General features: G+C 34.6%; 13 protein-coding genes and 1 rRNA gene. 12 read left to right on the plus strand and 2 right to left on the minus strand.

Features of this window, described 5'->3' with window-relative positions; all coding sequences use genetic code 11:
- Positions 1-123 precede the first annotated feature (123 nt).
- Complete coding sequence (locus tag ABWU29_RS06000) at positions 124-300, minus strand: hypothetical protein (protein WP_410529688.1); 177 nt, start codon at positions 298-300, stop codon at positions 124-126.
- A gap of 511 nt (positions 301-811) precedes the next feature.
- Positions 812-1426 carry a hypothetical protein gene (locus ABWU29_RS00380; protein ID WP_015589452.1) on the minus strand — a complete coding sequence of 205 codons (615 nt, stop codon included), beginning with the start codon at positions 1424-1426 and terminating at the stop codon, positions 812-814.
- A 153-nt stretch (positions 1427-1579) separates the two neighbouring features.
- Here ABWU29_RS00380 and ABWU29_RS00385 point away from each other — a divergent pair.
- The 12 genes from ABWU29_RS00385 to ABWU29_RS00440 all read left to right on the plus strand — a co-directional run bounded on the left by ABWU29_RS00385 (position 1580) and on the right by ABWU29_RS00440 (position 12793).
- Positions 1580-3084: ribosomal RNA gene (locus ABWU29_RS00385) — 16S ribosomal RNA — on the plus strand.
- A gap of 100 nt (positions 3085-3184) precedes the next feature.
- Positions 3185-3562, plus strand: coding sequence for a succinate dehydrogenase, cytochrome b556 subunit (sdhC, locus tag ABWU29_RS00390; protein WP_015589453.1), 378 nt, complete (start codon positions 3185-3187; stop codon positions 3560-3562).
- On the plus strand, positions 3559-3915 hold the full coding sequence (gene sdhD / locus ABWU29_RS00395) for a succinate dehydrogenase, hydrophobic membrane anchor protein (protein WP_010963113.1): 357 nt from the start codon (positions 3559-3561) through the stop codon (positions 3913-3915). Before sdhC ends, sdhD begins: the two co-directional genes overlap by 4 nt.
- Before the next feature lie 84 nt (positions 3916-3999).
- Entirely contained in the window at positions 4000-5238 is a 1239-nt protein-coding gene (locus ABWU29_RS00400; RefSeq protein ID WP_264378172.1) for a hypothetical protein, read from the plus strand.
- Positions 5239-5350: 112 nt separating this feature from the next.
- Positions 5351-5464 carry a sugar phosphate nucleotidyltransferase gene (locus ABWU29_RS00405; protein ID WP_353280033.1) on the plus strand — a complete coding sequence of 38 codons (114 nt, stop codon included), beginning with the start codon at positions 5351-5353 and terminating at the stop codon, positions 5462-5464.
- Between the two features lie 17 nt (positions 5465-5481).
- The gene (locus ABWU29_RS00410; RefSeq protein WP_353280035.1) at positions 5482-6639 is read left to right on the plus strand and encodes a sugar phosphate nucleotidyltransferase; all 1158 of its coding nucleotides are present in this window, start codon (positions 5482-5484) and stop codon (positions 6637-6639) included.
- A 133-nt stretch (positions 6640-6772) separates the two neighbouring features.
- Positions 6773-8002 carry a lipoprotein-releasing ABC transporter permease subunit gene (locus ABWU29_RS00415; protein WP_012673387.1) on the plus strand — a complete coding sequence of 410 codons (1230 nt, stop codon included), beginning with the start codon at positions 6773-6775 and terminating at the stop codon, positions 8000-8002.
- Positions 7995-8726 (plus strand): hypothetical protein, encoded by a 732-nt coding sequence (locus tag ABWU29_RS00420; RefSeq protein WP_015589456.1) that lies wholly within the window; start codon positions 7995-7997, stop codon positions 8724-8726. Before ABWU29_RS00415 ends, ABWU29_RS00420 begins: the two co-directional genes overlap by 8 nt.
- On the plus strand, positions 8723-9943 hold the full coding sequence (locus tag ABWU29_RS00425; protein ID WP_353280037.1) for a heme biosynthesis protein HemY: 1221 nt from the start codon (positions 8723-8725) through the stop codon (positions 9941-9943). Before ABWU29_RS00420 ends, ABWU29_RS00425 begins: the two co-directional genes overlap by 4 nt.
- Positions 9944-10141: 198 nt before the next feature.
- Positions 10142-11014, plus strand: a complete 873-nt coding sequence (gene atpG / locus ABWU29_RS00430; protein ID WP_010081973.1) for an ATP synthase F1 subunit gamma — start codon at positions 10142-10144, stop codon at positions 11012-11014.
- An 18-nt stretch (positions 11015-11032) separates the two neighbouring features.
- Positions 11033-12367 carry a TldD/PmbA family protein gene (locus tag ABWU29_RS00435; protein ID WP_010081974.1) on the plus strand — a complete coding sequence of 445 codons (1335 nt, stop codon included), beginning with the start codon at positions 11033-11035 and terminating at the stop codon, positions 12365-12367.
- A 174-nt stretch (positions 12368-12541) separates the two neighbouring features.
- Positions 12542-12793 carry a cold-shock protein gene (locus tag ABWU29_RS00440; RefSeq protein WP_006279919.1) on the plus strand — a complete coding sequence of 84 codons (252 nt, stop codon included), beginning with the start codon at positions 12542-12544 and terminating at the stop codon, positions 12791-12793.
- The last annotated feature ends 19 nt before the right edge of the window (positions 12794-12812 follow it).

A 12812-nucleotide genomic window follows, 5' to 3' on the forward strand; every position in this document is an offset into this window, starting at 1 on the left:
AATCCAGGAATTTTATTAAGTTGGTAAGCATAAAAGTATAACTTCTACGTCATCCCGCCGCGGTATCCGCTAACAAGCAGCGGGATGACGATTGTCAGGGTAGCTGTCATCCCAGTGCCCTGACTACTTGGATCCAGGAAAAAGAATGGTGTCATCCCAGTGCGTGACACTGGGATCCAGAAGACTTAATTTCAACCAAGTGGCTGCATAATAAAGGCTGGATTCCAGTGTCACGCACTGGGATGACACCCTAGTAGAAATCGTTTTTGTAATTGCAACATTCGTGCAATCTTTAGCCATAAATATTAAGAAATTTACCAAACGAAAAAAAAGGCAAAAGAAGCCCTGGGGTTATTATCCGCTTTAAAATATTGGCGTTTTTTATGTTTTAAACGCTTGACAAGCAAGATTAAGCTGCTTTTAATTGCAACTAACTTACGCTGCAAATGTTTAAGAAATTTACTAAGCAGAAAAAAAGACAAAGAATCCCCGAGTTAGCTAGTCTTTTACTATCTCTGTCGAGTATTGGCATTTTTTGATGTCTTGTAACGCTTTATAAGCGCGTTCAGCTTATTTAGATAAAAATCTAGATGTAGATGAAGTTTTGTAAAGACATACAGTATCTATATACTGCAAAAAATTGAACATAAGACGCCGATACATTAAGTAATCCTTACCTTTTAATCTGCAGATTGGCGAAAGCAAATACAATAGCTTCACTATCATGATAAGGGCGCTGGCGAAGGGTGTCAAGTAAGTTTTTTCGTTTCATCCGATGCGCTGCCAAAAGCTATGCAAAAAGTCCAATGAGTTAACTCCCATATATCCTGAGTAATTCTTGTGCATTAGCTTTGATTAGGATAGGGCATTTTCTATCATTTAATAGGGAACGCAATATTTCAGTTGCACCCTTAACGTCGTTATTGTGTATCTTTACTACAGCAATAGCTTCTTGGCTTGAATAAGGATACACTGCACTTGATTCTAAATTATCAATTTTATCTTTATTTATTTTTTCACCGTTGGAGTGAAGTAAGCTCATTACTTCTAAATATTGTGCTAACTCACGCAAAACATTAGGAGCATCTTTATCATCTGCCAAATCATTATAAATAGATGCTGTGTCTGTTGGCATTGAATCTGAGATATGATTGAATGCGCGTTCAAAATTTGCTAAATACTCCCAATTTGAATCTATTTCTTCTAGCAGCGGCTTATTATCTTTTTTTAAGAATAATACTTCGTAAAACTTGTCACCTGCAGTTATAGATTGTTTTGTGTTATCAATGTTGCGCAATAAGTATAATGTGATGCCAACTAACATTGGCGCGAGTGCAAGCAGAAAGATGTATTTTTTCATGGTAATATTCCAAATAGTTATATATTTATACATTAATGCTTTTGATTTGCAAAAACATATTGACATAGTGATTATATCACATAATAATATTCTTAAAGTTGTTTGAATAGTTGGAGATTAAAATATTTCTAAAGTAGAAATAAAGACAGCAGTATTAAGCTAAATTATTTTTTGTCGGATTTATCCGATGTACCCTCAACCTTTTATAGGTTGAAGTCTAAATTTGAGAGTTTGATCCTGGCTCAGAATGAACGCTGGCGGCAGGCCTAACACATGCAAGTCGAACGGAGTTATATTGTAGCCTGCTATGGTATAACTTAGTGGCAGACGGGTGAGTAATGTATAGGAATCTACCTAGTAGTACGGAATAATTGTTGGAAACGGCAACTAATACCGTATACGCCCTACGGGGGAAAAATTTATTGCTATTAGATGAGCCTATATTAGATTAGCTAGTTGGTGGAGTAATAGCCTACCAAGGCAATGATCTATAGCTGATCTGAGAGGATGATCAGCCACACTGGAACTGAGATACGGTCCAGACTCCTACGGGAGGCAGCAGTGGGGAATATTGGACAATGGGCGAAAGCCTGATCCAGCCATGCCGCATGAGTGAAGAAGGCCTTTGGGTTGTAAAGCTCTTTTAGTGAGGAAGATAATGACGGTACTCACAGAAGAAGTCCTGGCTAACTCCGTGCCAGCAGCCGCGGTAATACGGAGAGGGCTAGCGTTATTCGGAATTATTGGGCGTAAAGGGCGCGTAGGCGGATTAGTAAGTTAAAAGTGAAATCCCAAGGCTCAACCTTGGAATTGCTTTTAAAACTGCTAATCTAGAGATTGAAAGAGGATAGAGGAATTCCTAGTGTAGAGGTGAAATTCGTAAATATTAGGAGGAACACCAGTGGCGAAGGCGTCTATCTGGTTCAAATCTGACGCTGAGGCGCGAAGGCGTGGGGAGCAAACAGGATTAGATACCCTGGTAGTCCACGCTGTAAACGATGAATGTTAAATATGGGAAGTTTTACTTTCTGTATTACAGCTAACGCGTTAAACATTCCGCCTGGGGACTACGGTCGCAAGATTAAAACTCAAAGGAATTGACGGGGACCCGCACAAGCGGTGGAGCATGTGGTTTAATTCGATGCAACGCGAAAAACCTTACCACTCCTTGACATGGAAATTATACCTATTCGAAGGGATAGGGTCGGTTCGGCCGGGTTTCACACAGGTGTTGCATGGCTGTCGTCAGCTCGTGTCGTGAGATGTTGGGTTAAGTCCCGCAACGAGCGCAACCCTCATCCTTAGTTACCATCAGGTAATGCTGGGGACTTTAAGGAAACTGCCAGTGATAAACTGGAGGAAGGTGGGGATGATGTCAAGTCATCATGGCCCTTATGGAGTGGGCTACACACGTGCTACAATGGTGGCTACAATGGGCTGCAAAGTCGCGAGGCTAAGCTAATCCCTTAAAAGCCATCTCAGTTCGGATTGTACTCTGCAACTCGAGTGCATGAAGTTGGAATCGCTAGTAATCGTGGATCAGCACGCCACGGTGAATACGTTCTCGGGTCTTGTACACACTGCCCGTCACGCCATGGGAATTGGTTTCACTCGAAGCTAACGACCTAACCGCAAGGAGGGAGTTATTTAAAGTGGGATCGGTGACTGGGGTGAAGTCGTAACAAGGTAGCAGTAGGGGAATCTGCAGCTGGATTACCTCCTTAGGCTTTGCACATAATTTACCATTTTTAATGATGGTGTTGTTATGTGCTATACTGCTGTCTTTACTTCTACTTTATTTTAATTTCCCGATAACGGAATTTTATGAGTGATAGACCTCTTTCTCCACATTTACAAATATATAAAGTACAAGTTACTAGTTTTTTCTCTATTATGCATAGATTGACTGGTATCTTGCTATTCCTTTTATTAATGATACTTTCTTGGTATTTCATATTACATGTTTACTTTCCTGAGTTACTTATAGTAAGGTACTTAAATGCATTATTATTCACTCCTGTTGCTAAATTAGCTTATGTCTTATGTTTTATAAGTTTTGTATATCATTTTCTTAATGGTATTCGTCATTTATTGTGGGATGTTGGGCTTAATTTAGAAATTACTGGCGTTTCAAGGGGTGCTATACTGCTGACAGTAACGCTACTTCTTTCTACTATGGCTTTTTTATTTATGTTTATATGAGTCAGTCTGGAAATTCAGTACATCATTGGTGGGTTCAGCGTGTTTCTGCGGTAATTTTACTGTTCCTGTTTCCTTGGTTTATCTATTCATTTTCTTGCACATTTTATACTGATAGCTCTTTGTCTTTTAGTGAAAAATTTATTAATCACCCTCTAGAGCTTTTATTTTTTGTTGTATTGTTGTTTTGCATTTTTTGGCACGCAGTTCTTGGAATGCAGGTAGTATGCGAAGATTATATACACAGCGTACCTTTGAGGATTTTTACAATTACATGCATAAAGTACTTATCAAGCATTACTTATATAACCCTCGCTTTTACAATCTTTATCTTCTACAGGCATATTTTCTTGTAAAATCACCGGTGCTGTGTTAATATATTATTAGTGTACTAGTTTTATTATTGAACTATAGCATTATAGCGATTTTGGTTTGACAATATGTTTGAAGCATTAAAAAAGGGAGCAATAGATCTTACACTTAAAGCAAAAGGTCTGCTTACTTCACCTGAATCTCAAGTTTACGTCGAAGACCTTAGAAAGGTAATGATGTATGATGGAAGGAAATGCCAGTATCCAAAAAATTATGATCAAATTGTACAGTCTGCTAAAATCATAGAAAACAGGGATATGCATGGAGATGCTATACTAGATAAAGATAAAAATCCAACCTATAAACTTTTGTATGGTCAAAAAGATGAGAATAGAAAACAACCAAGTTTCAGATTATCTTTAGTTCCCAAAAATGAAGATAATGATAGATCTTATTTTACTATCAATTATATAGACAATCAGGGTAAGCAAATTCCTATAGATTGGTTAAATAAGTCATACTTTGAGCCATTAGGCTTTTCGAGAATGGATTTGAAAAAACACGCGCCAATTTTCGAAGCTCAAAAAACTAAGAATCCTCAATATCCGTTTGAATTAACTAACTCTTCTGTGCTAACTAAAGAGGTGAAAAATAAAGAAGGTAAAGTTCAGGAAGTTGTTGATGAAAAAGGAAGAAATGGAGAATTATTATACACTAGTGATGACAAAAAGCTAAGCACCCATTTTTCAGAAATTAGAGATCAGAATGGTAATCTAGAGCTAGATAAAAGTCTTATATCTGTTCCTATCGTTTTTGCTACAAGCTTGGCTAAAGTTTGTACTAAATTGTTGACTTCTCTTCCTATAAAGTTAGGGAAGTATTTAATAAGCGAACAAAACCCAATTGCAAAGTCTTTTGGTTATCTTTTATTTACTCCTGCAATGGCAATAAAAAATTTAGTGAATATGGGAGCTACTATACTTAAGGCTCCAATTTTATTGTTTGTAGCAAATGAGAAAAAATATGGTGATGCTTACTACACCATGTGGAAACACCAACTGAAAGGATGTTTGGAAGAAGCAAAAAGTGACTTTAATGTTATTAAAGGTGAAGAAAGGCTAAAGCCGGATCATGGGAATCGTGATTCACTAGTGGGCACATGGGATGAGCTTAACGCTAGAAGGCCAAAGAAACAAGGGGATGATAAAGAAGTTAGCAAGAGTAATGAAATACTAAAGAGTCCTGAGGAAGAACAAAATAAGGGTAATGAAATATTAAGTGATAAAAGAAAAGGTCATGTTGAGGAATTACAAAATAGAAGAAATTCACAGCAAGGGCAAGGCGCTACACATGATCACTCTCATTAGCAATTACTTTAAATCAACATTTACTTTCTTTATTAACTATTCCACAACAAAAACTTGCATGTATTTTGCCCTCAGTATAAGATATTAATTATTTAATTAATATCTTAACTAAATGCGCCCTGTAATATTGTGTGGTGGTAGTGGTAGCAGACTTTGGCCTTTATCTAAGCCAAAGCAATTTCAGAAAATATTTAGTCAGAACACTATGTTTCACAACACTTTTTGAGGCTAAAAAGCGATTATATGCCGCCCATAATTGCTACAAATATACAGTACGAGTCATTAGTGATGGAGGAATTGCATGCACTGCAAGAATATAAAGTGATTTTCGAACCAGTGAAAATTGGAACAACAGCGGCAATATTAATTGCTGCACTTCTCTGCAATGAAAACGAGACAATGTTAATTCTGCCTTCAGACCATTTTATAGGTGATTTGAATAGTTTTTATGCTTCTACTCAAAAAGCGTCTAAGTTAGCCTCTGAAACTAACTCTATAGTCACTTTTGGGGTTAAGCCTCATGAATTCAATTCTGAATACGGCTATATAAATGCAGTATATGATCAGAAAGAAAAATGTCATATAGTGAAAGATTTTACAGAAAAGCCCGAGCGTAAGTTAAGTAACGATCATTATTGGAACTCTGGAATATTTGTGTTTAAAGCAAAACGCTACATAGATGAGATTAAAAAATCTGCCCCGAATCTTTACAATTTATGTTTTAAATATTTCACACCGCAAGAGAGATTTCTGTATTTAAAACAACGAGATTTTGCAGGAATTGAAGGCATATCCATTGATTACTTGGTGATGGAGAAAGCAAAAAACGTTGCAATGATAGAAGCTAATTTCGATTGGTTGGATGTTGGAACTTGGAATTCAGTTTTAGAATTGAGTGAGAAGTTTAGTAAAGAACCGGTGTCATTTCAGCATGTGATTAGAGAAAAAGAACCAGTTTCAACGACAAAAAGTAATAAAAATTTATTGGGTGGAGCTTGTAAGCAACCAAACAAAAGTCTAATTTCATTTATTCATAAAGTTAAGAAAGTAAAGGTGATAAGGAAAGAAGTTAAACCATGGGGATTTTGTAGTATAATTTTAATGAGCGAAAATTTTCTTATAAAATATCTTTTTATAAATCCATTAAGCTGCACTTCTAAGCAATTCCATCACTATAGAGATGAATACCATATAGTGCTATCAGGAGTTGGGTATGTTAGTTTAGAAGACAAAGAATATGCTATAGCAAAAGACCATATGATAGAAATCCCAAGGGAAGTTTCCCATAGGATTGAAAATAGAAGCATAAGCTCTCCACTTGAAATAGTTGAATTTCAGATAGGAGAGCATTTATCTGATAATGATATAGTGAGGTTGGATGATGTATATGGAAGATTTTGAAATTCTAATGTTAAAGATACTCTATAAGCCTGCTAAATTTAAGGAAGCAAAAATCTCTAGTTTTCAAATAAAGAAAAGTCTACAATTATACGAAGTTTCAAAAATATAATGTTTAACCTCAAAATATTTTGTAATGTCCATTGCCTTTGAAATTACTATGGCTGCTTGCTATTTGCGAGCGAAAAATGCCAGATTTTGCTCTATAATGACTTTGTTCTCTATTATCGGCATTGCCCTTGGAGTTGCAACACTAATAGTGGTGATGTCTGTGATGAACGGATTCAGAGCAAAGTTGCTTGACTCAATACTTGGCATTGATGGCCATATTAATGTTTATTTTGATAGGAACATAAATTCAGATTACTACGCAGTTTCAAAATCTATTGAGAGAATTCCTGGTATATTAAAAGCTACTCCTATGACCAATGATCAAGTTATTATTGTAGCAAACGGTAAAATTGCAGGTAGCGTAGTGCGAGGTGTATCAACTAAAGACTTGCTTGATAGTACTGCCGTTACAAATAATGTAATTATAGGTGATGTAAAAAAATTTGATGAAGGAATAATAATAGGAGCACGCTTAGCAGAAGCTTTGAACGTTGACTATGGCGACGAAATTACGTTTATATCATCTGAAGAATTTGATGCATTACTTGGTGAAATGCCGCGAATGAAAAAATATAAAGTTATAGCAATATTTGATATGGGTATGTTTGAGTATGATAATACCTTGATATATATGCCTCTAAAATCAGCACAAGCCTTTTTTAATTATAAAAATAGCATAAAAAATATAGAAGTACTTGTAGACGACGTTACTAGAGCTGATAAGCTGGCAGATGCTATAGAAAAAGAAATAGGAATGGAAGCTGAAAGTTGGCAATCACAGCAAAGCCATTATTTTAGTGCTTTAAAAACTGAAAGAAATGTGATGTTTTTAATTCTCACTTTGATTATAGTTGTAGCAGCGTTTAATATTATCTCAAATTTAATGATGATAGTGCAAGAAAAGAAATCCGCGATTGCAATTATGCGTACATTTGGTGCAACAAGTGGAAGCATTATGCGTATATTTTGCGCTTGTGGTCTATTAATCGGTTTTACGGGAACTTGTCTTGGCTGTATTATAGGTGTCGTTTTTTCTCTCAATATCGAAAGCATTAGAGTGTTTTTAGAAAACATTACTAACGTCAAGCTGTTTGATCCTATGATATACTTTTTTTCAAGTTTGCCAGTGATATTAGTACCCCAAGACGTAGTAAATATTTCTGCACTTGCGTTACTCTTATCATTTTTAGCGACAATTGCTCCTGCGTTGCAGGCAGCTGCACAAGATCCTGCGGAGATACTACGTTATGAATGATACTCAGCAAAAGTACATAGGTTGGTTCTTAATTGTATTGTTATTTACCGGTTACATCACAATAAATAACATAATCTTTTTAAAAATAAATCAGCAAGAGAGTGAAAACAATGTGAAAGCTTTAACGGAAAACATGGATGAATTTAGAATGTTGCTTGAAGTTAATCAATCTAGAATAGAAAAAAAGATATTTGACCTCAAGAGAAGTCAGCATACTCAATGTGAGCAAGGTGATAATAACTCAAGATGTAAGAACCTTGCAAAATTGCTATTACTTGTGGTTAAAATGAAGAATTCGTTATTGCGAGAAGCAAAATTTGATAACCATATAAATTCAATAAAGCCTTTGATATCAGAGCTTGACGATCCAGAGATAGAAAATGCAGTAGATGAATTAGAAAATTTGAAAGAGATAAATACCTTACACGAATTGAAGTTATCTTTTGAAAAAACTATTGATACTATCGATTACAACAAAAGTACATTGTCTAAAAAAATCATTTCAAACTGGATAAAGGTAGACGACCGAAATGATCCATTAAGAGTAAAATTCGCAGAAATTGAGGAGTCAATAAATGATAATGATTGGCAAAATATAACTGTTACAGTAAGCAATTTAACGCATTCAGAATTCAAGCCATGGCTGAATAAATTGAATGGTTTTATTGTAGCTTCTAAGAATATTTCAACAATATATCATCGCTTATTACAATATATCTCATGATTTATTTTATAATTTTCGCTTTTTCGTTTTTATTTGGTATATGGGTCAAGGTAAGTGGTGAAGTAATAAAATTGGAATTAGGCAATTACACTATAAGTATTGATCTATATTTCATTATTTTTACTTGTGTAGTTTTATTATTTTTATTAATTACACTTGTACGCTTTTTTTCCTCCATTTCATCAACATTTGCCAACATAAGAAATAGAAGAAGGGATAGGGAAGAATTGCTTCTCTTTGAAGCTTTCTTTAGCATAGACTTAGACAATATAGAGAATGCCCAAAAGCTAGTTAAAAGTCTGAGTGAGGAGAGCGATAGGTTGTCTTTAATAAAGCTCTTTAACTCAGGTAAGACGGGAAATTACAGCTTTTTCAGTAACGGTTTAACAAATATTGCAAATAAAAATCGTAACTTAGCTCTACTTCTAGCCAATAAGCTGATTGTCCACCTCAAACAAGAAAAAGTAGTCTTTCAAAAATTTATAGAATATTGCTCTAGTTCAATTAACGATAAAATGCTATCTATTCCCTTTCAAATAGAGCATTGCATATTGAAAGAAGATTGGATTAATGCAATTTTGAGGTTGAAGGAAGCAGTTAAGTCCAATATTTTTCTCCCCTTTGATCATAAAGAAATGTTTGCAGTGTTTTATTGCGCTTTAGCAAAGCAATATGAAAGTAAAGGAAATTTTAAGGAGGCTATAAAGTCTTTATTTAGAGCACAACGTTATAGTGCAATTTTTCAGCCCATCAATTATTTAAAGGCAGAATTATATATTAAACTTGGAAAAATCAGAAAAGCTTCTGCAGTGCTAGAGGCAGAGTATACAGTAAATCCTACTCCTCAGTCAGCTAAAATGTACATCAATTTAAATAGTAAAGGTGCTGAAAGACTATACAACTTACGCCCTGATTATTATTTTAGTTACTGTTTACTTGCTTTGTCCTCAATGAGTTCAGGTAAATATGATCTTGCAAGTCAATATTTAGACACTGCTATGAAAAAAGCTAATTACATGTCAATCTACTTTATTGTAATACAACTCAAGGTTACATTGCAAGAACACGACAAGGTAATTTATTGGCTAAACAAGATGGGCTCAGAAGCTTTGCCTGGTCCAGGCTGGAAATGTAAAAATTGTAACAGGGAACTAGAACAATGGGATCATAAGTGTTCAAGTTGTAATAGTTTTAATTGTGTTTATTATATATTATAAAATTCCACAAAGTGTAGAAATTACCATTAGGCTACTTTCACATTGATATTGCTGAAGTTAGAGCACTTTCTTAATATAATCCTTATCTCCAAACAATAAACCTGCAAGTTTCTTAGCTAGACTTGGTTTTAATGTCAAAAAAACTTGCTTTTAGACACTAACAGTTATATATTTTAATAAATCAGGGTTGTATACAAAATGAAGAGCTTAAAGGAATTATCCTTAAGAATTAAGAATATTAGGTCTGTACAGAAAACCACGAAAATAATGCAAATGGTTTCTGCAGCAAAGTTGTTACAAAGCCAAAAGAAGTTATTAAATTCAAAATTATATGTATCTAAGCTGCATAACATTATTTTTTCATTAATGCTATCAGTTGATCAAGAATTACTGGCAAAAATTCTAAATGTCAGTAACGACGGTTCTTACCTAGTATTCATTATTGCGTCTGATCGTGGCTTGTGCGGCAACTTTAACTCTTCTATTGTCAAATTTAGTCAAGAGCGTGTAAATAAGTCAATCGCAAATGGCAAAAAAGTAGATATTGTATTTCTTGGTAAAAAAGCTTTTGATGTAGGTAAAAATAGATTTGACTCTAAAAGTATCTTAAAAATTGAAAATAGTAAGGGAATCACGTTAAAGCACGTAGAAGCTTTGGTTGATGGTATAGATTTAAGTAAATACGATAAAGTTAAAGTTTTTTATAGTAAATTCTATAATACCTTCACGCAAAAACCAATGTTGGAAACAATAAAACCATGGAGTAAAGACTCATCCTTGATTGATAGCTCTCTGGCTGGTCCAACAACAGATTACGGCTATGAGTATGAACCACAAAATATTGAATTTATTTTAAAATCTTTGGTTCAAGATTACGTTGTAATTGCTCTTTACTCTGCTTTACTTGAAAGTGCAACGAGTGAGAATAGTGCTAGAATGGTTGCTATGGAATCAGCAAACAGAAACACTAAAGAGATACTGAACAAATTAGCATTGCTTTATAATCGTTCTCGTCAAGCAGCGATTACGACTGATTTAATTGAAGTTATAGGTGGTGCAGAATCTTTATAGAAATCTAAGGAATAGAAAATGAATATATTAAATATTGCAGCAGATATTACTAAACTAATAAAAAAGCAAAATCAAGATGCGGAAGTTACAATATATGAAACTAATAAGACTTCAGTTTCTCAGCGTCTATCAAAAATTGAGCAAATATCACAATCTAAAAATTGCACTGTAGGAATCAGAGCTATAGCAGGTAAAAACAAAGCTGCGTATATTTCTACAAACGATTTGAATAATCTGAGTGATACAGTAAGCCAAGTGGTAGAAATGGCAAAGAATGCGCCAGAAGATCCTTGCATTAATTTTGCTGTAAATGGTAGTAATTATATCTCTTCTGCAGATTTAAGTATCTCAGATAATAATGTTGTAACCGTTGATAACCTAAAAGAAATTGCTGAAGCTGCAGAAAATTCAGCCCTTGCACATAAGAGTATCACTAATTCTGAAGGAGCCTCTTCTTCATACGCTTTAGTGAATACAGTATTATCGACTGTTTCTGGTTTTATTGGCTCGTTTAGTAAATCAACCTTTGCTAATCAGGTCTCTGTTGTTGCTGGAAGAGAAAGTGAAATGAAGGTTGGTTACGATTATGATATAGCATGTAATTTTAGTGATTTAAAGTTGCCAGAGTTAATGGGAAAAGAAGCAGCAAAAAGAGCAGTTGATCAATTGAATTCACGTACAATGAAAACTGGTAAATTTCCAGTTATTTTTGAAAAAAGAGCAGCAAAAGGGCTAGTAAAAAGTTTTGCTTCTGCTATAAATGGGAGCAGTATTATAAGCAACAGTTCTTTCTTGAGGGGTAGTTTAAACGCTCAGATTTTCAACGATAGAATTAATATTATCGATGATCCATTGTTGCCAAGAGGCATAGCATCGAGACCATTTGATGGAGAAGGGATAACTAGCAAGAAAAATATATTTGTAAAAAACGGAATATTACAAAATTGGATTTTAGACTTATACTCGGCTAGAAAATTAGACTCAGAAACAACCGGAAGTGCAACTCGTGCAAGTAATGCTGCAGTTATTCCTGCAGCTAGTAACCTCTACATTGAGAATGGTGATGTATCGTTTGAAGAATTAATTCAGGAAGTGAAAGAGGGAATATATGTAACTGATTTATTTGGTTTTGGTGTCAATTTAATCAATGGCGATTACAGCCAAGGCGCTTCCGGATTTTTTATAGAAAATGGAAAAATAACGTATCCAATACATGAGATTACCATTGCTAGCAATTTGAAGGATATGTTTAGCAATTTAGTCGTTGCAGATGATCTAACTTTTTGTGGGCAATTTAATTCACCAACGATTAAAGTTAGCGAAATGACGGTTGCAGGTTCGCTTAACGATTAAAAAATTTATTTGCATCAAGTACAACAATTGTGTATTATTGTCATGTAATGTTAAGAATAGACTATGGAGTATAAAGGTTTAGTTTCAATAGCTAAGCTTAAAGCATTCTCAATCGTAATTTCAAAGTTTTTCATCACATTAGTAATGTTAGTTAATAATTTAGGAGTTGTTTAAATGGAATTTGGTAATGTAAAATGGTTTAATGCCGAAAAAGGCTATGGTTTCATCAAGCCAGAAGGTAAAGGGGGTGACGTTTTTGTACATATTAGCACATTGGAACGTTCGGGAATAAGACCTGAGGCACTTAAAGGAGAGAATAAAGAGAAGGGAATAAAAGGAGAAAGGGTGAGTTATGAGGTTAAAGAGGAGCGCGGTAGAAACGGAGAAGATAAAAAATCTGCAATAAATTTAAGATTGGAAGATTAATCTATTATGAAGTCTTTTA

This window comes from Wolbachia endosymbiont (group A) of Phasia obesa (assembly GCF_964028125.1).
GTDB classification, from domain to species: domain Bacteria; phylum Pseudomonadota; class Alphaproteobacteria; order Rickettsiales; family Anaplasmataceae; genus Wolbachia; species Wolbachia pipientis.

Bases quoted from the DNA above. Each gene is read 5' to 3' on its own strand.
- ABWU29_RS06000 (WP_410529688.1), bottom strand. From the start codon at position 300: ATGGCTAAAGATTGCACGAATGTTGCAATTACAAAAACGATTTCTACT.
- ABWU29_RS00380 (WP_015589452.1), bottom strand. From the start codon at position 1,426: ATGTCAATATGTTTTTGCAAATCAAAAGCATTAATGTATAAATATATA.
- sdhC (WP_015589453.1), top strand. From the start codon at position 3,185: ATGAGTGATAGACCTCTTTCTCCACATTTACAAATATATAAAGTACAA.
- sdhD (WP_010963113.1), top strand. From the start codon at position 3,559: ATGAGTCAGTCTGGAAATTCAGTACATCATTGGTGGGTTCAGCGTGTT.
- ABWU29_RS00400 (WP_264378172.1), top strand. From the start codon at position 4,000: ATGTTTGAAGCATTAAAAAAGGGAGCAATAGATCTTACACTTAAAGCA.
- ABWU29_RS00405 (WP_353280033.1), top strand. From the start codon at position 5,351: ATGCGCCCTGTAATATTGTGTGGTGGTAGTGGTAGCAGACTTTGGCCT.
- ABWU29_RS00410 (WP_353280035.1), top strand. From the start codon at position 5,482: ATGCCGCCCATAATTGCTACAAATATACAGTACGAGTCATTAGTGATG.
- ABWU29_RS00415 (WP_012673387.1), top strand. From the start codon at position 6,773: ATGTCCATTGCCTTTGAAATTACTATGGCTGCTTGCTATTTGCGAGCG.
- ABWU29_RS00420 (WP_015589456.1), top strand. From the start codon at position 7,995: ATGAATGATACTCAGCAAAAGTACATAGGTTGGTTCTTAATTGTATTG.
- ABWU29_RS00425 (WP_353280037.1), top strand. From the start codon at position 8,723: ATGATTTATTTTATAATTTTCGCTTTTTCGTTTTTATTTGGTATATGG.
- atpG (WP_010081973.1), top strand. From the start codon at position 10,142: ATGAAGAGCTTAAAGGAATTATCCTTAAGAATTAAGAATATTAGGTCT.
- ABWU29_RS00435 (WP_010081974.1), top strand. From the start codon at position 11,033: ATGAATATATTAAATATTGCAGCAGATATTACTAAACTAATAAAAAAG.
- ABWU29_RS00440 (WP_006279919.1), top strand. From the start codon at position 12,542: ATGGAATTTGGTAATGTAAAATGGTTTAATGCCGAAAAAGGCTATGGT.